This window comes from Micromonospora sp. NPDC049836, from assembly GCF_044465125.1.
Taxonomy (GTDB): Bacteria; Actinomycetota; Actinomycetes; order Mycobacteriales; family Micromonosporaceae; genus Micromonospora.
Window position 1 is genome coordinate 473743 of the sequence record NZ_JBITLH010000005.1, and the last position, 17883, is coordinate 491625.

Genomic DNA, 17883 nt, shown 5'->3' on the forward strand with positions numbered 1-17883 from the left:
TTCACCGCAGCTTCGGGTCGAAGGCGTCGCGGATCGCGTCGCCCAGCATGATGAAGGCGAGCACGGTCAGCGCGAGGAAGGCCGAGGGGACGATCAGCGGGGTCGCCGACTCCCGCATGTGGATGCGGCCGGTGTCGATGTCCTGGCCCCAGGAGATGGTCGGGGCCTTCAGGCCGATGCCGAGGAAGCTCAGGGTCGCCTCGGCCGCGATGAACGAGCCGAGCGCGATGGTGAGCACCACGATCGCCGGGGCGAGCGCGTTCGGCAGGATGTGCCGCCACATGATCCGGCCGTTGCCGGCGCCGAGCATCCGGGCCGCGGCCACGTAGTCCTGCTCCTTGGCGGTGATCACCGAGGAGCGGACCACCCGGGCCGCGGTGGTCCAGCCGAGCACCGCCAGTACGAAGATCACCGCGAACAGCCGGATGTTGTCGCTGCTGGTGCTGACCCGCTTGAGCAGCACGATCGCGGCGAGCAGCAGCGGGATGCCGAGCACGATGTCGATCACGCGGGAGAGCACCGCGTCCACCCAGCCGCCGAAGTAGCCGGCGAGCATGCCGACCAGCAGCGCGATCACGCCGGTGGCCAGCGCGGCGATCGCACCGACCAGCAGCGAGGCCCGGGTGCCGTAGACCGCCCGGGCGTAGACGTCGCAGCCCTGGAAGTCGTACCCGAGGATGGCCGCGCCGGACGGCCCGGCGTGCTGCCGGGAGAGCAGGCAGTCACGCGGGTCGTTGCCGGTGAACAGCGACGGCACGGCGGCCATCGCGGTGAAGAGCACGACCAGGCCCAGGCTGATCCAGAAGATCGGGTTGCGGCGCAGGTCCCGCCAGGCGTCACCGGCCAGGCTGCGCGCCTTCTGCGGGGCGCCGACCTGGTTGGGGGTGCCGGGCTCGCCGGAGACGCCGCGCCGCGCGGCCTGGTTCTCCGTGGCCGCCACGGTCTCGAAATCGCTCATGCCCGCACCTCGTTCCGCTCGGCGCGGCCACGAGCGGTCCGGCGCACCGCGTTGTTGGTTCGTTCGCTGCGCTCACTCATAGCGGATCCTCGGATCGAGTACGGCGTACAGGACGTCCACCACCAGGTTGGAGATCAGGTAGACCACGACGAGCACGCTGACGATGCCGACCACCAGCGGGCCGTCTTCGGTGCGGATGCCGCGGAACAGGTTGAAGCCGACGCCGGGGATGTTGAACACGCCCTCGGTGATGATCGCGCCGCTCATCAGGTTGCCCAGCTCGACGCCGAGGAAGGTGATCACCGGGATGAGCGAGTTGCGCAGCACGTGGACGCTGACGATCCGCCGCTTGACCAGGCCCTTCGACCGGGCGGTCCGGACGTAGTCGGCGCGCAGGTTCTCCGCCACCGAGGTGCGGGTCAGCCGCAGGGCGGTGGCCAGCGACAGGGAGCCGAGCACGATGCCGGGCAGCAGCAGCGCGTAGAGGCTCGGTTGGGCCCCGGCGGTGGGCGGGAAGAGCTGCCACTTGACGCCGAGGAAGTACTGCGCGAGCGGGGCCAGGACGATGGTCGGGATGCCCAGCACCAGCAGGGTGAGCACCAGCGTCGAGTTGTCGAAGATGCTCGCCCGGCGGATACCGGCGATCACGCCGGCCGTGACGCCGAAGAGGATGGCCACGGCGAGCGCGATGAGCGCCAGCCGGACGGTGACCGGCCAGGCCTGCTGGAGGATGTCGCCGATCTGCCGGCCGGTGAGCGACTGGCCCAGGTCGCCCTGGAGCAGGTTCTTGACGTAGTCGAAGTAGCGGTAGAAGAAGCCGCCGACGCCGGTGGCGTCCAGGTGGTACTTCTCCGTGAGATATGCCCGCTGGGCCGCGGTCACCGGTCGCTCCCCGGCGAGGGCCTGGATCGGGTCGCCCTGCCCGGCGAACATCAGCGCGTAGACGATCAGCGTGGTCCCGAAGAACGCGAGGACCATCTGCAGGAGGCGCCGCAGGATGAAGCGGAACATGCTTGCCAGTCTCTCCGGAATAGCGCGAAAGGGGCGCTGGATGACATCTCTGGTGTACCGGAAATTAGCCACCGGTCCCCTCGGGCCGGCGCGGCCCGTGCCGGGATCGGCCCCGCGGGCCGTCGGCGGGCCGCACCGCCACGTGCGGGCCACCCGGGTCGCCCCGGGTGGCCCGTGCCGTGGTCAGCTCAGCCGGCCGCCTCGATCTTGACGAGGTTGACCCGCTGGAACAGGTCCATCTGGACGTTCTTGACCTTGTTGGAGTGCCCGAACACGTTCTCGCCGAAGCGGAGCGGAATCACCGGCATGTCCTTGGCCAGGATGTCCTCGGCCTGCTGGTACTTCTTGATCGCCTCTTCCTGGGTGGGAGCGGCCGAGCCCTCCTTGACCAGGCGGTCGAACTCCGGGTTGCTGTAGCCGTAGTAGTTCGACGAACCGTTGGTGCTGTACAGCGGGCCGAGGTAGTCCTCCATGGACGGGTAGTCCATGACCCAGCCCATCCGGAACAGACCCACCGGCTGCTTCTTCTCGACCTTGGTCAGCAGGTCGGCGAACTTCGGCTCGGCCGAGCCGACGCAGTCGACGCCCAGGTTGGCCTTGAGCTGGTTGCAGGTCGCGTCGACCCAGTCCTTGTGGCCGCCGTCCCCGTTGTAGGAGATGGTGATCTTCGACGGGCCGCCGGCGGCCTGGTAGAGCTTCTTGGCCTCGGTCGGGTTGAACTGGCCCGCGGCGCCCGTGGTGTTGTCCCGGTAGCCCGGCAGGACCGGCGAGACGAACGAGCGGGCGGACTGCTGGGACTCCTTGAAGATCGACTTGGTGATCTCGTCCCGGTCGATCGCCATCGAGATCGCCTTGCGCACGTCCGGCTTGCTGTATTCCTTCTCGAACGTGGGGAAGGCCAGGAACTGGAACGACGACATCGGGCTGGTCTGGTAGTTGTCGCCCAGGTCGCTCTGCGCGGTGCTCAGGTTCTCCGTCGGGATGGTCGGCAGCACGTCGAGGTTGTCCGACTGCAGGTCCGAGTACGCGGCGGTGAGCTGCTGGTAGACCCGGAACTCGACGTCCTTCACCCGGGGCTTCTCGCCCGGGTAGGCGTCGTAGCGCTCGACCTCGAGCTTGCTGTCGTGCTGCCAGGTGCCCTTCATCTTGAACGGGCCCTGGCCGATCGGCGCCTGCTCGTACGAGTCGTTGAGCACGCCCGGCGCGGAGAACGCGGCCTTCGGCAGCGGGTAGAACGCGGTGTAGCCGAGCATCGACTTGAAGTCGATGTACGGCTCGGAGAGGGTCACCCGGAAGGTGAGGTCGTCCACCTTCTCCAGGCCGGACATCGTGGTGGCCTTCGGCTTCTCACCCTGCAGGTCCTGGTAGCCCGCGATCTTCTCGAAGAAGTAGCTGGCGCCCTGGCCGTTGGGCGCGTACGCGCCGTAGTTCCAGGCGTTGATGTAGTCGTCCGACGTGACCTTCTGGCCGTCGTGGAAGGTGAAGCCGTCCTTGAGCTTGATCGTCCAGACCTTGTTGTCGGACGACGTCACCGACTCGGCGGCCACCTCGTAAGGCTTGTTCTGCGCGTCGTAGTCGACGAGCGGGCTGAACAGGCCGGCGAGCACCTGCGAGCCGGACGTTTCGGTGGTGTTGGTGGGAACCAGGTGCTGCGGCTCCGCGATCTGGATGCTGACGCCCGCACCCTGGCCGCTGCCGCTCGAGTCACCGTTCCCGCCGCTGCCGCAGGCCGCCAGGCCCAGCGTCACCACGAGCGGGAGGGCGGCCCAGGCGGCGAGTCTACGAACACGCATGAACTCTCCTCATCTCCTCATGCTGCGCAGTCAGGCCCGACGCTGGGTAACGCTGCGCAACGATCGGTAACGGTAGGTCGCGCGCTGGCGATCGACAACGGAAGGGTTGCGAACCGGTAACGGAAGGTGCCGACCGGGCTTGTCGCCGCCGGGTCGGCGTGGTACGGCAAAACCCGTAAATGCCTCTGGCCAGGGCTTCTGCCCCGCGCGGCTGCGCGATACGGCGTGCTCACGATGCGGCCGGGTTGATCCGGCGAGGCCGTCCCGGTCGTCCGGTCCGGTGTCTGGCGTCCGGCTCCGGGCGTGGCCTGCGGCACATTTGGTTACTCTCAGTGACAATCGCCACCTGACGGATCGTCACCGTTCGCCGTCGGCGACCCGCCCGGCGCGCGCCGTGAGACGATCCATGCGTGACGGCGACCATCCTCGACGGCAAGGCGACCGCGGCGGAGATCAAGGACGAGCTGCGGGCGCGGGTCAAGGCGCTGGCGGAGCGGGGCATCACCCCCGGACTGGGCACGGTCCTGGTCGGGGCGGATCCCGGCTCCCAGGCGTACGTCAACGGCAAGCACCGGGACTGCGCCGAGGTGGGCATCGCCTCGATCCGGCGCGAGCTGCCCGCCGACGCCACCCAGGAGCAGCTCGACGCGGTGCTGGCCGAGCTGAACGCCGACCCGGCCTGCCACGGCTACATCGTCCAGCTGCCGCTCCCGGCGCACCTGGACACCCAGCGGGCGCTTGAGCTGATCGACCCGGAAAAGGACGCCGACGGGCTGCACCCGGTCAACCTGGGCCGCCTCGTCCTCGGCTACGACGCCCCGCTGCCCTGCACCCCGCGCGGCATCATCGAGCTGCTGCGCCGACACGACGTGCCGCTGCGCGGCGCCCGGGTGGCCCTGGTCGGCCGGGGCAACACGGTCGGCCGACCGCTCGGCCTGCTGCTGACCCGGCGCAGCGAGAACGCGACGGTGACCCTCTGCCACACCGGCACGCTGGACCTGGCCGCGCGCACCCGCGAGGCGGAGATCGTGATCGTGGCGGCCGGGGTGCCGGGTCTGCTCACCGCCGACATGGTCAGCCCCGGCGCGACCGTGGTGGACGTGGGCATCACCCGGGTGGTCGGCGCGGACGGCAAGGGCCGCTACACCGGCGACGTGGACCCGGAGGTGGTCGAGGTGGCGGGCAAGCTGGTGCCGATGCCGGGCGGGGTCGGCCCGATGACCCGGGCCATGCTGCTGACCAACGTGGTCGAGCGCGCGGAGCGGCAGGACTGACCCGCCCAGGCATGTCATAACTGTCCGCCCCTGGCCCGATCAGTGCCAGGATGGCTGATACGGTCCGGAAAACCGACTGGTATCAGGGAGTGGGACGACCATGGGTAAGAAGGTCACTGTCGTCGGGGCCGGCTTCTACGGCTCCACCACCGCACAGCGCCTGGCCGAGTACGACGTCTTCGACACCGTCGTGATCACCGACATCGTGGAGGGCAAGCCGGCGGGCCTCGCGCTGGACCTCAACCAGTCGCGGGCGGTCGAGGGCTTCGAGACCAAGGTCGTCGGCGTCACCACCGGCCCGAACGGCGAGGGCTACGAGGCCATCGAGGGCTCGGACGTCGTGGTCATCACCGCGGGCCTGCCGCGCAAGCCGGGCATGAGCCGGATGGATCTGCTGGAGACCAACGCCAAGATCGTCCGCCAGGTCGCCGAGAACGTGGCCAAGTACGCCCCGAACGCCGTCGTCATCGTCGTCTCCAACCCGCTCGACGAGATGACCGCGCTGGCCCAGCTCGCCACCCAGTTCCCCAAGAACCGGGTGCTCGGCCAGGCCGGCATGCTGGACACCGCCCGCTTCACCAACTTCGTCGCCGAGGCGCTGAACGTACCGGTCAAGTCGGTGAAGACGCTGACCCTCGGCTCGCACGGCGACACCATGGTCCCGGTCCCGTCCAAGAGCACGGTGAACGGCAAGCCGCTGCGCGACGTGATGCCGGCCGAGCAGATCGAGGACCTGGTCGTCAAGACCCGCAACGGTGGCGCCGAGGTGGTCGCGCTGCTCAAGACCGGTTCGGCGTACTACGCCCCGTCCGCCGCGGCGGCCCGGATGGCGAAGGCCGTGGCCGAGGACTCCGGCGACGTCATGCCGGTCTGCGCCTGGGTCGACGGGCAGTACGGCATCGCCGGCGTCTACCTGGGCGTCGAGGCCGAGATCGGCGCCGAGGGCGTCAAGCGGGTCGTCGAGACCGACCTGGACGCCGACGAGCTGGCCGCCCTCAAGGAGGCCGCCGAGGCGGTCCGCGCCAAGCAGGCCGACGTCGCCAACATGTGACCCAAGCCCACCCACCCCCACCCACCCGACCGCGTTGATCATGAAGTGGTAGCGGTCCGTCGAGGCGACAAGTTCATGATCGACAAGGCGGGGGTGGGCGGTGGGGCAGTCCCGGGCGGTTTCCAGTACGCTCGTACTGCTTGAGCACGTGTCCCCCGAGAGGAGCGCCGGCCGATGGCGAAGATCAAGGTAAACAACCCGGTCGTGGAAATCGACGGCGACGAGATGACCCGGATCATCTGGAAGCAGATCCGGGAGCAGCTGATCCTGCCCTACCTCGACGTCGACCTGCACTACTACGACCTGTCGATCGAGCACCGCGATGCCACCGACGACCAGGTCACCGTCGACGCCGCCAACGCCATCAAGGAGCACGGCGTCGGCGTCAAGTGCGCCACCATCACCCCGGACGAGGCCCGGGTGGAGGAGTTCGGCCTGAAGAAGATGTGGCGGTCGCCGAACGGCACCATCCGCAACATCCTCGGCGGCGTGGTCTTCCGCGAGCCGATCATCATGTCGAACGTGCCGCGGCTCGTCCCTGGCTGGACCAAGCCGATCATCATCGGCCGGCACGCGCACGGCGACCAGTACAAGGCCACCGACTTCGTCGTCCCCGGCCCGGGCACGGTGACCATCACCTACACCCCGGCCGACGGCGGCGCGCCGATGGAGATGGAGGTCGCCAACTTCCCCGGCGGCGGCGTCGCCATGGGCATGTACAACTTCGACGAGTCGATCCGGGACTTCGCCCGCGCCTCGATGCGCTACGGCCTGGACCGCGGCTACCCGGTCTACCTGTCCACCAAGAACACCATCCTCAAGGCGTACGACGGCCGGTTCAAGGACATCTTCGCCGAGGTGTTCGAGAACGAGTTCAAGTCGGAGTTCGAGGCCGCCGGCATCACCTACGAGCACCGGCTGATCGACGACATGGTCGCCGCCGCGCTCAAGTGGGAGGGCGGGTTCGTCTGGGCCTGCAAGAACTACGACGGTGACGTGCAGTCCGACACCGTCGCGCAGGGCTTCGGCTCGCTGGGCCTGATGACGTCGGTGCTGATGACCCCGGACGGCCGCACGGTCGAGGCCGAGGCCGCGCACGGCACCGTCACCCGGCACTACCGGCAGTACCAGAAGGGCGAGAAGACCTCGACCAACCCGATCGCCTCGATCTACGCCTGGACCCGGGGCCTGGCCCACCGGGGCAAGCTGGACGGCACCCCGGCGGTCACCGAGTTCGCCAACACCCTGGAGCAGGTCATCGTCGACACCGTCGAGGGCGGCCAGATGACCAAGGACCTGGCGCTGCTCATCTCGCGGGACGCCCCGTGGCTGACCACCGACGAGTTCATGAACGCGCTGGACGAGAACCTGGCCCGCCGGCTCGCCGCCTGACCGTTCCGTTCGCCCGGAAGCCCGTCGACCGCCCGGTCGGCGGGCTTCCGCGTACCCGAGGCCGCGTCACCTCGACCTGGCGCGCCTCGTTGAACAGGGTGGACGGATGCCAGTCCCCGTCCAGGAGGGCTGACGCGGTCGTCTCGCGGCGATCAGCCAGCCGTCCCCCGGCTGTCACGCACAGCCAGCCGTCCCTTCCCTTGCGGGGGGCCCTGTCCCGGGCCCCCCGCGCCCTGTTGTCCGGCGCAAACCGGGCTCAGCCGGCTCCGCCGGCTCGGGCCGGCCCGGGTGTTGAGCAGGGGCCACGGCACCACCGCAGGCGTCAGGCGGCCCCTCCCGTCACGCGGCGCGGAGCAGTTCCGCGGCCCGCTCGGGCGCGATGTCGTTGATGAAGACGCCCATCGCCGACTCCGTGCCGGCCAGGTACTTCAGCTTGTCCTTGGCCCGCCGGACGCTGAACAGCTGCAGGTGCAGGTGGCCCAGCTCGCGGTCGATCCGCACCGGTGCCTGGTGCCAGGCCGCGATGTACGGCATCGGCAGGTCGAACAGCCCGTCGAAGCGGCGCAGCACGTCCAGGTAGAGCGGGCCGAAGGCGTCCCGTTCGGCGTCGTCCAGCGCCGGGATGTCCGGCACCGGCCGGTGCGGGGCCAGGTGCACCTCGAACGGCCAGCGGGCGGCCGCCGGCACGTACGCGGTCCAGTGGTCGTTGGCCGCCACCACCCGGTCCCCGGCGGCGCGCTCCGCGGCGAGCACGTCGGCGTAGAGGTTGCCGCCGGTGTGCTCGGCGTGCCGGCGGGCGGCGGCGAGCATGGTGCGGGTCCGCGGCGTCACGAAGGGAAGCGCGTAGATCTGCCCGTGCGGATGGTGCAGGGTCACGCCGATCTCCACCCCGCGGTTCTCGAACGGGAAGACCTGCTCGACGCCGGGCAGGGCGCTCAGCGCGGTGGTCCGGTCGGCGAGCGCGTCCAGCACGGTGCGCACCCGGCGGGGGGAGAGGCTGGCGAACGAGGCGTTGTGGTCGTCGGTGAAGCAGACCACCTCGCACCGGCCGCGTCCGGGGCGGACCGGGGTGAACGGGGTGATCTCGGTGGCCGGTTCGTCGGCGAGCCGCTGGCTCAGCGACGGGAAGCGGTTCTCGAAGACCACCACGTCGTAGTCCGGGGCCGGGATCTCGCTGAGCCGGTCGCCCCGGGACGGGCAGAGCGGGCACTCGTCGGCCGGGGGCAGGAAGGTGCGGGTCTGCCGGTGCACCGCCACCGCCACCCACTCGTCGGTGAGCGGGTCGTACCGGAGTTGGGAGGCCGGCGGCGGCGGGGGCAGATCGCGCCGGTCCGGCTGGTCGCGGACCGCGTCGTCCCGCTCGTCGAAGTAGATCAACTCACGGCCGTCGGCCAGCTCGATCTGCGTACGCTTCACTGCGCCCCCTCCGTGGCCGGCACGATGACCAGCTCACCCACCCTGTCCCCGAGTACCCGTCGCGCGTCGGGCGCCAACCGGTCGTCGCTGACCAGCACGTCCGCCGCGTCGAGGCCGACGATCGAGGAGATGCCGACCGTGCCCCACTTGGTGTGGTCGGCGAGCACCACCAGCCGGTCCGCGGCCGCCACGAGCGCCCGGTCGGTGTCCGCCTCCATCAGGTTCGGGGTGGTGAACCCGGCCCGTTCGCTGATCCCGTGCACGCCGAGGAAGAGCAGGTCCAGGTGGAGCGCCCCGAGCGCCGCCACGGCCAGCGGGCCGACCAGCGCGTCCGAGGGGGTGCGTACGCCGCCGGTGAGCACCACGGTCTGGTCGGGCCGGCCGCCGACGTGCAGGATCTCGGCCACCGGCAGCGAGTTCGTCACCACCGTGAGGCCGGGCACGTCGACCAGGCGGCGGGCCAGCCCGGCCGTGGTGGTGCCGGCGGAGAGCGCGACCGCCGCGCCGGGCGGGACGAGCTGCGCGGCCCGGGCCGCGATGGCGGCCTTCTCGCCGGCCTGGCGGACCGACTTGGCGTGGAAGCCGGGCTCGTCGGTGGAGCCGGGACCGGCGAGCGTGGCGCCACCGTGCACCTTGGCCAGCAGGCCCTGCTCGTGCAGCGTCTCCAGGTCGCGCCGGATGGTCATGTCGGAGACGCCGAACTCGCCGGCCAGGTCGGTGACCCGTACCCCGCCGGAGGCGCGGACCCGTTCCAGGATGGCCGCCTGCCGTTGCCGCGCCAGCACCCGCCCCACCTCCCGCCACCACGTCTCCACGCGGTCGAACGCGTTCCAACAAAGACGAACACTAGCGCGCACCAGCGCACGACGGAAGCAAGGGGTGCGGACCTGCCGCGCCCGGGCCAGGGCGGGACGGCCGCGACCGGACCAGCCGGCCCGCGCGCGGATCGGACGGCACCCGAGGCGCAGGCCGGGCAGCACCCACCGCAGGCCAGGCGGCGGTCGGCGGGCCAGCGCGGGCCAGGCGGCGGTCGGCGGGCCAGCGCGGGCCAGGCGGCTGTCGGCGGGCCGGCGCCGGACGGCCGGCGCGCGGCCGAGGCGGCGGCCGGGTGCGGGACGGTCAGGCCGAGCGGAGGCGGGGCTCCACCCAGCCCGCCTCGACGAGGTGGTCCATCACCTGCTGCACCGCCTCGTCGACGGCCAGGTCGGAGGTGTCCACCAGCAGGTCCGCGTCGGTCGGCTCCTCGTAGGGGTCGTCGATGCCGGTCATCCCGGTGAGCAGGCCGGCGCGGGCGCGGGCGTACAGGCCCTTGCGGTCCCGCTGCTCGCACACCTCGAGCGGGGTGGCCACGTGGACCAGCAGGAAACCCGCCCCGGCCGCGTGCGCCATCTCCCGGGCGGTGGCCCGGGCGGCCGCGTACGGGGCGATCGGACAGCAGATGCCGACGCCCCGGTGCCGGGCGATCTCGGCGGCCACCCAGCCGATCCGGCGCACGTTGGCGTCCCGGTCGGCCTTGCTGAAGCCCAGCCCGGCGGAGAGCTCCCGGCGCACCACGTCCCCGTCCAGCAGGGTGACGGTCCGGTCGCCGTTCTCCCGGAGCAGGTCGGCCAGCCCGCGGGCGATGGTCGACTTGCCCGAGCCGGAGAGTCCGGTCAGGAAGATCACCAGGCCCCGGTGCCGGCGGGGCGGGCGGGCCCGGGCCAGCTCCTTGGCCACCGCCGGCGGGGTGTGCCATTCCGGCAGCGGGAAGCCCCGGTCCAGCAGGTCGTCGATCTCCGCCTGGCTCAGCGCCAGCCGCCGGTTGCGCGGCGGGATGTCCTCCCGCCAGCGCCACTGCCCGTCCCGGTTGTCGTAGGCCAGCTCCCGGGGCACCAGCACCCGCAGGCCCGCGCCGGAGAGCATGCCCTCGGTGGAGAGCAGGTGGGTCACCCCGTACGCGGCGGCGACCCGGGCCCGCAGCAGGGCGTCGCTGATCTCGTCGCGCCGCCGGGCCAGCGGCACCGCCACCAGGGTGGCCGGGGGCATCCGGTCCCGGGCCGCGAAGACGCCGCGGACCAGCGCCTCGGCCGGCAGCCCGCCGGTCGCCTCCTCGCCCACCGGGATCAGCACCAGCAGGTGCGCGCCCAGGGTGCGGGCGGCGTGGGCGATCTGGGCGAGCTGCGGGCGGTGCAGCGGACGGTCGGCGAAGACGCCGAGCACCCGCCCCGGGGGCAGCAGCGCACGGATCTCCTCGGGGCTGCGCCGCAGCCGCTGGAACGGCCCGTGACCGCCGTCGCCCAGCCGGCGGACCGCGCCCCCCACGCCCACCACGCCCTCGCGGGTCGGCCAGACGTCGGTCACGTCCATGGCGGCGACCGGTGCGCCCTCGCCGTCGGTCAGCACCAGCGCGCGGCGCGGCGGATAGTCCAGCGCGAGCCCGTCGGCCAGTCCGGCCGGCACCTGCAGGGTCACCGGCACCGACCACGGGGTGCCGTCGGCCAGCCGGCCGCGCCGGCCCACCGCGACCAGGTCGGCGCGGGTCATGAAGCCGGTCAGCGGGGCGTACGCCCCGGTCAGCAGCAACTCCAGATCGGCCAGCTCAGCGTTGCGGAGCGCGTACGTCGGCGCATCCCGCAACACGTCCTCGGGCAGCACCCACCCGTTGTTCATCGAACCCCCAAGTCACCGGCCGGCACACAGTTTCTCAGCCCACCGGCGATCGGTCGAGAGCGCCACTCCCGACCCGGTCCACCGCATCCGGCGTCGGGGCGGAATCAGGGGCAACCCCGAGCGTTTCCCGATACCCGGGACCGCCCCGACTTTCTAGGCTGTCGGCGTGACACTGCTCGCGACCGAGTCGCTGACCAAGACGTACGGAGGCCGGGTCACCGCGTTGGCCGACCTCACGGTGTCGGTCGAGCCGGGGATCATCGGGCTGGTGGGCGCCAACGGCGCCGGCAAGTCCACCCTGATCAAGATCCTGCTGGGCCTGCTCGCCCCGACCACCGGCCGGGTCAGCGTGCTCGGCCTCGACCCCACCACCGACCCGGCGGCGGTCCGCGCCCGGGTCGGCTACATGCCCGAGCACGACGCCCTGCCGCCCGACCTCACCGCCGCCGAGCTGGTGACCCATCTGGGCCGGATGAGCGGCCTGCCGCGCACCGTCGCCCGGGAACGGGCCTCCGAGGCGCTGCGCCACGTCGGGCTGCACGAGGAGCGGCACCGGGCCGTCGGTGGCTACTCCACCGGCATGAAGCAGCGGGTCAAGCTCGCCCAGGCCCTGGTGCACGACCCCGACCTGCTGCTGCTCGACGAGCCGACCAACGGCCTCGACCCGGCCGGCCGGGACGCCATGCTCGCCCTCATCCACCGGATCGGCACCGAGTTCGGCATCTCCGTGGTGGTCTGCTCGCACCTGCTCGGCGAGGTCGAGCGGATCTGCGACACGCTGGTCGCCATCGACGGCGGGCGGCTGCTCCGCGCCGACCGGGTCGCCGCGATGACCTCCGCCACCGACGTGCTGGCCGTGGAGGTCAGCGAGGGCACCGACGACCTCGCCACCCGGCTCGCCGGGCTCGGCCTGCCGGTGAGCCGGGAGGGCCGGCTGCTGCTCGTGCCGCTGGCCGACGACGCCACCTACGACCAGATCCTCGGCGCGGTCGCCGAGCTGGACCTCCCGCTGCACCGGCTGGACCAGCGCCGGCACCGGGTGGCCGAACTCTTCGCCACGAGGGAGCCCAGCCATGCCTGAACCGACCGGCGTCATCCACGACATCGGATACCAGCGCTACACCGGTCCCCGGCTGGGCCGCCGGCACGTCTTCGGCGCGCTCTACCTGCACGGCCTGCGGACCGCGTTCGGGCTGGGCCGCTCCGCGAAGGCGAAGATCTTCCCGTGGCTGGTGATGGGCATCGTGTTCATCGTGGCCGCCGGGCTCACCGCGGTGCGTACCCAGCTCGGCGAGGTCGTCATGACGTACGCCCAGTTCGCCGACACGATGAGCTGGCTGGTCATCTTCTTCGTCGCGGTGGTCGCACCGGAGCTGGTCTCCCGCGACCTGCTCAGCGGCGTGCTGCCGCTCTACTTCTCCCGGCCGCTGCCGCGCGGCGACTACGCGCTGGCCAAGCTCGGCGCGCTGGCCACCGCGCTCTGGCTGCTGCTCGGCGCGCCGCAACTGCTGATGTTCCTGGGCGCCGCGTTCACCACCGACACCGGCATGCGCGGGGTCTGGAACGAGCTGGGCGACCTGCTGCCCGGCCTGCTCTATGCGGCGCTCTGGGCGGTGGTCTTCGCCTCGATCGGGCTGCTCATCGCCTCGCTCACCGGCAAGCGGGCGTTCGCGGCCGGCGGCATCGTGGCCGTGTTCCTGATGACCGCACCGATCGTCGGCATCCTGTCGATCATGCCGTCCCGGACGGTCAACGAGCTGGCGCTGCTCGGCTCGCCCACCGCCCTGGTCCATGCCGTCGGCCAGTACACCCTCGGCGACCTGCTCGTCCCCGCCGGGCAGAGCGAAAGCGAGATCGGCGGCTTCGGCCCGGTCTACGTGGCCGCCGCCGTGCTGCTGGTGACCGGCTGCGTCGCCCTGTTGCTGCTGCGATACCGGAAGGTGGCCGCCCGATGACCACGATCAGCACGGAGCCGGCGGCCCCGGCGACCCCCGCCTCGACCCTCGACCTCGCCGGCGTGTCCCGCTGGTACGGCAACGTGGTGGCGGTCAACGACGTCACCATGCGGCTCGGCCCCGGGGTGACCGGCCTGCTCGGGCCGAACGGCGCCGGCAAGACCACGCTGCTGCACATGATGGCCGGCTTCCTCGCGCCCTCCCGGGGCGAGGTCACCCTCGACGGGGCGCCGACCTGGCGCAACCCCGACGTCTACCGGGGGCTCGGCCTGGTCAGCGAGCGGGAGGCCGTGCACACCTTCCTCAGCGCGTACGAGTTCGTGCTGGCCAGCGCGAAGCTGCACCGGCTGCCCGACCCGGAGGAGGCGGCCCGCCGGGCGATCGCGCTGGTCGAGATGGAGAGCGCGCAGGACCGGAAGATCGGCACCTACTCCAAGGGCATGCGGCAGCGCACCCGGGTCGCCGCCGCGCTGGTGCACGAACCGCGGGTGCTGCTGCTGGACGAGCCGTTCAACGGGATGGACCCGCGCCAGCGGCTGCACATGATGGCCCTGCTGCACCGCCTCGGCGACGCCGGCCGGACCATCCTGTTCAGCTCGCACATCCTGGAGGAGGTCGAGCAGGTCTCCGGCACCGTGCAGGTGATGGTCGCCGGCCGGCTCGCCGCCTCCGGCGACTACCGGACCATCCGCCGGCTGATGACCAACCGGCCGCACGTGTTCGCGGTCCGCTCCACCGACGACCGCGCGCTCGCGGTCGCGCTGATCGCCGAGGAGTCGGTGACCGGGGTGGAGCTGGGCCCCGCCGGGCTCACCGTCCGGGCCGGCGACTACGGCGCCTTCACCCGGGCGCTGCCGAAGATCGCGCTGGCCCGGGGGCTCCGGGTCCGGTCGCTGACGCCCGAGGACGAATCGTTGGAGAGCGTCTTCTCCTACCTGGTGGGGAGCTGACCATGTCGACCGTTACCTGGATCACCGCGCGCGGCCTCTTCGGCCGGCGCCGGTTCCTGCTGCTGCTCCCGCTGCCCGCGCTGCTGCTGGCGCTGGCGATCCTCTCCCGCTCGCTCGGCGTCGACCCCGGCCAGTGGGGGCCGGCGGTGCTGGTCGGGCTCGGGCTCGCCGTGGTGCTGCCGGTGGTCTCGCTGATCATCGGCACCGGCGTGCTCGGCGCCGAGATCGACGACGGCACGGTGGTGCACATCCTCACCAAGCCGCTGCCGCGCTGGCAGATCGTGCTGCCCAAGCTGGCGGTGGCCACCGCGGTCAGCGCGGCCACCGTCGCCATCCCGCTCTACGTCGCGGGCGTGCTCGCCCATTCGGTACGCCTCGGACTGGCGCTCGCCGCCGCGTCGGCGCTCGGCGCGCTGGCCTACTCGGCGCTGTTCCTGGCGCTCAGCCTGCTCACCCGCCGGCCGGTGCTGCTCGGCCTGGTCTATGTGCTGATCTGGGAGGGGCTGCTCGGCCGCTTCGTGGACGGCACCAAGGTGCTCTCCGTCCAGCAGTGGGTGATCGCGCTGGCCGACCGGATGGCCCCCACGGACCTGCTCGGCACCACGGTGTCGGTGCCGGTCGCCGGCGTGCTGACCGCCCTGCTCGCGGCCGGCTGCACGGTGCTGGCCGTCGACCGGCTGCGCTCGTTCAGCGTGGCCGGCGAGACGAGCTGATCCGCGCGACCGCCCACCCTTCCCGGGCGGTCACCGGTCCCCGGCGAGAGCGGCGGTCCGCGACGCGGCGGCCACTCTCGCCGGGGATCCACGCGTTCAGAACGCGCAGGCGACCACCAGCTCGGTGGTGCGGTCCGGCAGCAGGTCGAGCTTGGCGATCCGGCCGGCCGCCCGGACGTCGTCGGCGACCAGGGTGAGCCGTTCCAGCAGGGCGGCCGGGCCGAGCGCCTCGGCCAGCGGCACGTCCGCCTTCATCGACAGCTTCCGCTCCGACTTGGCCCGGCGCACCTGCCCCAGCGCGTCGGCGGCCAGCCGCAGCAGCTCCGGGTCGGCCGGCCCCTGGACGGCCCGGCCCACCTCGTACGTGGTGGGCCAGGTCGACCGGTGCACCGACCCGTACCGCCACCAGGACCAGACCTCCTCGGTGACGAAGGGCAGCACCGGCGCGAAGAGCCGCAACTGCACCGAGAGGGCGGTGGCCAGCGCCGCCCGGGCCGAGTCGGCGCCCGGCCCGGTGCCGTAGGCGCGCTCCTTCACCAGCTCGATGTAGTCGTCGCAGAACCGCCAGAAGAAGGCCTCGGTGGCGATCAGGGCCGCGGTGTGGTCGTACCCCTCGAAGGCCGTGGTCGCGGTGGCGACCACGGCGGACAGTTCGGCGAGCATGGCGGTGTCCAGCGGCGCGGTCGCCGGGGCACGCAACGCGTCGGCGGCGCCCAGCCCCAGCGCGAACTTCGACGCGTTGAGCAGCTTGGTGGCGAGCCGGCGGCCCACCTTGATCTGGGCCGGGTCGAAGGCGAGATCCATCCCGGGCTTGCCGTTGGCCGCCCAGTAGCGCACCGCGTCGGAACCGTGCTGCTCCAGCAGGCCCATCGGGGTGACCACGTTCCCCTTGGACTTCGACATCTTCTTCCGGTCCGGGTCGAGGATCCAGCCGGAGAGCACCGCGTCCCGCCAGGGCAGCTCGCCGTGCTCCAGGTGCGCGCGGACCACCGTGGCGAACAGCCAGGTCCGGATGATCTCCTGCCCCTGCGGGCGCAGGTCCATCGGGAACACCCGGCGGAACAGTTCCGGGTCGGTCTCCCAGCCGCCCACGATCTGCGGGGTCAGCGACGAGGTGGCCCAGGTGTCCAGCACGTCCGGGTCACCGACGAAGCCGCCGGGCACCCCGCGTTGCGCCTCGTCGAAGCCGGGCGGCGGGTCGCTGGACGGGTCGACCGGCAGTGCCGCCTCGTCCGGTGTGAGAGGGTTGCGGTAGTCCGGCTCGCCAGCGTCGTCGAGCCGGTACCACACCGGCACCGGCACGCCGAAGAAGCGCTGCCGGCTCACCAGCCAGTCCCCGGTCAGGCCGCCCACCCAGTGCTCGTAGCGGTGCCGCATGTGCTCCGGCACCCAGCGCAGCTCCCGGCCCCGGGCCAGCAGTTCCTCGCGCAGGCCCGGCTCCCGCCCGCCGTTGCGCAGGTACCACTGCCGGGTGGAGACGATCTCCAGCGGCCGGTCGCCGCGCTCGTAGAACTTCACCGGGTGGGTCACCGGGCGCGGCTCGCCCACCAGGTCACCGGCGTCGGCCAGCAGCTCCACGATGGTCCGTCGGGCCCCGTTCACGGTCTGCCCGGCCAGCGCCGCGTACGGCTGGGCCGGCACACCGGCCGGCGGCTCGCGGAGCAGCCGACCGTCCCGGCCGATCACCACCCGGGTGTCCAGCTCCAGGTCCCGCCACCAGGTCACGTCGGCCAGGTCGCCGAAGGTGCAGACCATCGCGATGCCGGTGCCCTTGGTCGGGTCGGCCAGCGAGTGCGCGTGCACCGGCACCTCGACCCCGAACAGCGGGCTGCGCACGGTCCCGCCGACCAGGTCGGCGTACCGGTCGTCGTCGGGATGGCAGACCAGCGCCACGCAGGCCGGCAGCAGCTCCGGCCGGGTGGTGTCGATCAGCACCTCGCCGCCGTCCGGGCGGCGGAAACGCAGCCGGTGGTACGCGCCCGGCCGCTCCCGGTCCTCCAGCTCCGCCTGGGCCACCGCGGTGCCGAACCCGACGTCCCACAGCGTCGGCGCCTCCGCCTGGTACGCCTCGCCCCGGGCCAGGTTGCGCAGGAACGCCCGCTGACTCGTCGCCCGGGCCAGCCGGCCGATCGTGGTGTACGTCAGCGACCAGTCCACCGACAGCCCGAGCCGCCGCCACAGCGCCTCGAAGACCTTCTCGTCCTCCGCGGTGAGCAGCTCGCACAGCTCGATGAAGTTGCGCCGGGAGATGGTGACCGGGTCCTTCCGGGCCGCCTCGCTGATCGGCGTGGCCGGCGGCCGCCAGTCCGGGTCGTACGGCAGCGCCGGGTCGGGCCGCACCCCGTACACGTTCTGCACCCGGCGCTCGGTGGGCAGGCCGTTGTCGTCCCAGCCCATCGGGTAGAACACGTTCCGGCCGCGCATCCGCTGGAACCGGGCCACCGTGTCGGTGTGCGTGTAGGAGAAGACGTGCCCCATGTGCAGCTCGCCCGATACGGTCGGCGGCGGGGTGTCGATGGAGTACACGTCCTGCCCACGACCGTCCGGGTCCGGCGCGGCCGACGCCGCGCCCCGATCCCGGACAGCCGGCGTCGAGCGGTCGAACGTGTAGGTCCCGTCCTCCTGCCAGCGGCGCGCCCAGGTCTCCTCGATGCCGTCCAGGGTCGGACGCTCGGGGATGCCGGCGCGGGCCGTCCTCGCCGTATCGGTCATCCGTCGATG

14 protein-coding genes are annotated in these 17883 nt (G+C 72.1%); 7 read left to right on the forward strand and 7 right to left on the reverse strand.

Annotation, left to right across the window (positions count from 1 at the left end; all coding sequences use genetic code 11):
• Nucleotide 1: 1 nt before the first annotated feature.
• From ACIBPB_RS16885 to ACIBPB_RS16895, 3 genes are all read right to left on the reverse strand, one after another.
• A complete protein-coding gene (locus ACIBPB_RS16885; protein WP_396840488.1) occupies nucleotides 2–958 on the reverse strand; it encodes an ABC transporter permease in 957 nt (318 codons plus the stop codon).
• A 72-nt stretch (nucleotides 959–1030) separates the two neighbouring features.
• Nucleotides 1031–1969 (reverse strand): ABC transporter permease, encoded by a 939-nt coding sequence (locus ACIBPB_RS16890; RefSeq protein WP_357314026.1) that lies wholly within the window; start codon nucleotides 1967–1969, stop codon nucleotides 1031–1033.
• A 188-nt stretch (nucleotides 1970–2157) separates the two neighbouring features.
• Nucleotides 2158–3762, reverse strand: coding sequence for an ABC transporter substrate-binding protein (locus tag ACIBPB_RS16895; protein ID WP_396840489.1), 1605 nt, complete (start codon nucleotides 3760–3762; stop codon nucleotides 2158–2160).
• Nucleotides 3763–4172: 410 nt separating this feature from the next.
• Between ACIBPB_RS16895 and ACIBPB_RS16900 the strand changes: the two genes are divergently transcribed.
• From ACIBPB_RS16900 to ACIBPB_RS16910, 3 genes are all read left to right on the forward strand, one after another.
• Nucleotides 4173–5036, forward strand: a complete 864-nt coding sequence (locus ACIBPB_RS16900; protein ID WP_396840490.1) for a bifunctional methylenetetrahydrofolate dehydrogenase/methenyltetrahydrofolate cyclohydrolase — start codon at nucleotides 4173–4175, stop codon at nucleotides 5034–5036.
• A gap of 100 nt (nucleotides 5037–5136) precedes the next feature.
• Nucleotides 5137–6087, forward strand: coding sequence for a malate dehydrogenase (gene mdh, locus ACIBPB_RS16905; RefSeq protein WP_396840491.1), 951 nt, complete (start codon nucleotides 5137–5139; stop codon nucleotides 6085–6087).
• A gap of 174 nt (nucleotides 6088–6261) precedes the next feature.
• Nucleotides 6262–7479: an NADP-dependent isocitrate dehydrogenase gene (locus tag ACIBPB_RS16910; RefSeq protein ID WP_396840492.1), complete on the forward strand. Its 1218-nt coding sequence runs from the start codon at nucleotides 6262–6264 to the stop codon at nucleotides 7477–7479.
• A gap of 339 nt (nucleotides 7480–7818) precedes the next feature.
• On the opposite strand, the gene galT is transcribed toward ACIBPB_RS16910, so the two are convergent.
• From galT to cysC, 3 genes are all read right to left on the reverse strand, one after another.
• A complete protein-coding gene (gene galT, locus ACIBPB_RS16915; RefSeq protein WP_396840493.1) occupies nucleotides 7819–8895 on the reverse strand; it encodes a galactose-1-phosphate uridylyltransferase in 1077 nt (358 codons plus the stop codon).
• Entirely contained in the window at nucleotides 8892–9680 is a 789-nt protein-coding gene (locus ACIBPB_RS16920) for a DeoR/GlpR family DNA-binding transcription regulator (protein WP_396840602.1), read from the reverse strand. Before ACIBPB_RS16920 ends, galT begins: the two co-directional genes overlap by 4 nt.
• 334 nt (nucleotides 9681–10014) lie before the next feature.
• Complete coding sequence (gene cysC / locus ACIBPB_RS16925; RefSeq protein WP_396840495.1) at nucleotides 10015–11544, reverse strand: adenylyl-sulfate kinase; 1530 nt, start codon at nucleotides 11542–11544, stop codon at nucleotides 10015–10017.
• Nucleotides 11545–11710: 166 nt separating this feature from the next.
• Here cysC and ACIBPB_RS16930 point away from each other — a divergent pair, with 166 nt between their 5' ends.
• The 4 genes from ACIBPB_RS16930 to ACIBPB_RS16945 are packed head-to-tail and all read left to right on the forward strand — an operon-like array spanning nucleotide 11711 to nucleotide 15162.
• Entirely contained in the window at nucleotides 11711–12625 is a 915-nt protein-coding gene (locus tag ACIBPB_RS16930) for an ABC transporter ATP-binding protein (RefSeq protein ID WP_357314011.1), read from the forward strand.
• Complete coding sequence (locus ACIBPB_RS16935) at nucleotides 12618–13499, forward strand: ABC transporter permease (RefSeq protein WP_396840496.1); 882 nt, start codon at nucleotides 12618–12620, stop codon at nucleotides 13497–13499. Before ACIBPB_RS16930 ends, ACIBPB_RS16935 begins: the two co-directional genes overlap by 8 nt.
• Entirely contained in the window at nucleotides 13496–14449 is a 954-nt protein-coding gene (locus ACIBPB_RS16940) for an ABC transporter ATP-binding protein (RefSeq protein WP_396840497.1), read from the forward strand. The genes ACIBPB_RS16935 and ACIBPB_RS16940 overlap by 4 nt, the downstream gene beginning before the upstream one ends.
• A 2-nt stretch (nucleotides 14450–14451) precedes the next feature.
• The gene (locus tag ACIBPB_RS16945) at nucleotides 14452–15162 is read left to right on the forward strand and encodes an ABC transporter permease (protein WP_357314004.1); all 711 of its coding nucleotides are present in this window, start codon (nucleotides 14452–14454) and stop codon (nucleotides 15160–15162) included.
• Between the two features lie 96 nt (nucleotides 15163–15258).
• Here ACIBPB_RS16945 and valS read toward each other — a convergent pair whose 3' ends face one another.
• The gene (gene valS / locus ACIBPB_RS16950; RefSeq protein ID WP_396840499.1) at nucleotides 15259–17874 is read right to left on the reverse strand and encodes a valine--tRNA ligase; all 2616 of its coding nucleotides are present in this window, start codon (nucleotides 17872–17874) and stop codon (nucleotides 15259–15261) included.
• Between the last annotated feature and the right edge of the window lie 9 nt (nucleotides 17875–17883).

What these genes read in the sequence shown, in the direction of transcription:
- ACIBPB_RS16885 (WP_396840488.1), bottom strand. Translation starts at nt 958, where the DNA reads ATGAGCGATTTCGAGACCGTGGCGGCCACGGAGAACCAGGCCGCGCGG.
- ACIBPB_RS16890 (WP_357314026.1), bottom strand. Translation starts at nt 1,969, where the DNA reads ATGTTCCGCTTCATCCTGCGGCGCCTCCTGCAGATGGTCCTCGCGTTC.
- ACIBPB_RS16895 (WP_396840489.1), bottom strand. Translation starts at nt 3,762, where the DNA reads ATGCGTGTTCGTAGACTCGCCGCCTGGGCCGCCCTCCCGCTCGTGGTG.
- mdh (WP_396840491.1), top strand. Translation starts at nt 5,137, where the DNA reads ATGGGTAAGAAGGTCACTGTCGTCGGGGCCGGCTTCTACGGCTCCACC.
- ACIBPB_RS16910 (WP_396840492.1), top strand. Translation starts at nt 6,262, where the DNA reads ATGGCGAAGATCAAGGTAAACAACCCGGTCGTGGAAATCGACGGCGAC.
- cysC (WP_396840495.1), bottom strand. Translation starts at nt 11,544, where the DNA reads ATGAACAACGGGTGGGTGCTGCCCGAGGACGTGTTGCGGGATGCGCCG.
- ACIBPB_RS16935 (WP_396840496.1), top strand. Translation starts at nt 12,618, where the DNA reads ATGCCTGAACCGACCGGCGTCATCCACGACATCGGATACCAGCGCTAC.
- ACIBPB_RS16940 (WP_396840497.1), top strand. Translation starts at nt 13,496, where the DNA reads ATGACCACGATCAGCACGGAGCCGGCGGCCCCGGCGACCCCCGCCTCG.
- ACIBPB_RS16945 (WP_357314004.1), top strand. Translation starts at nt 14,452, where the DNA reads ATGTCGACCGTTACCTGGATCACCGCGCGCGGCCTCTTCGGCCGGCGC.
- valS (WP_396840499.1), bottom strand. Translation starts at nt 17,874, where the DNA reads ATGACCGATACGGCGAGGACGGCCCGCGCCGGCATCCCCGAGCGTCCG.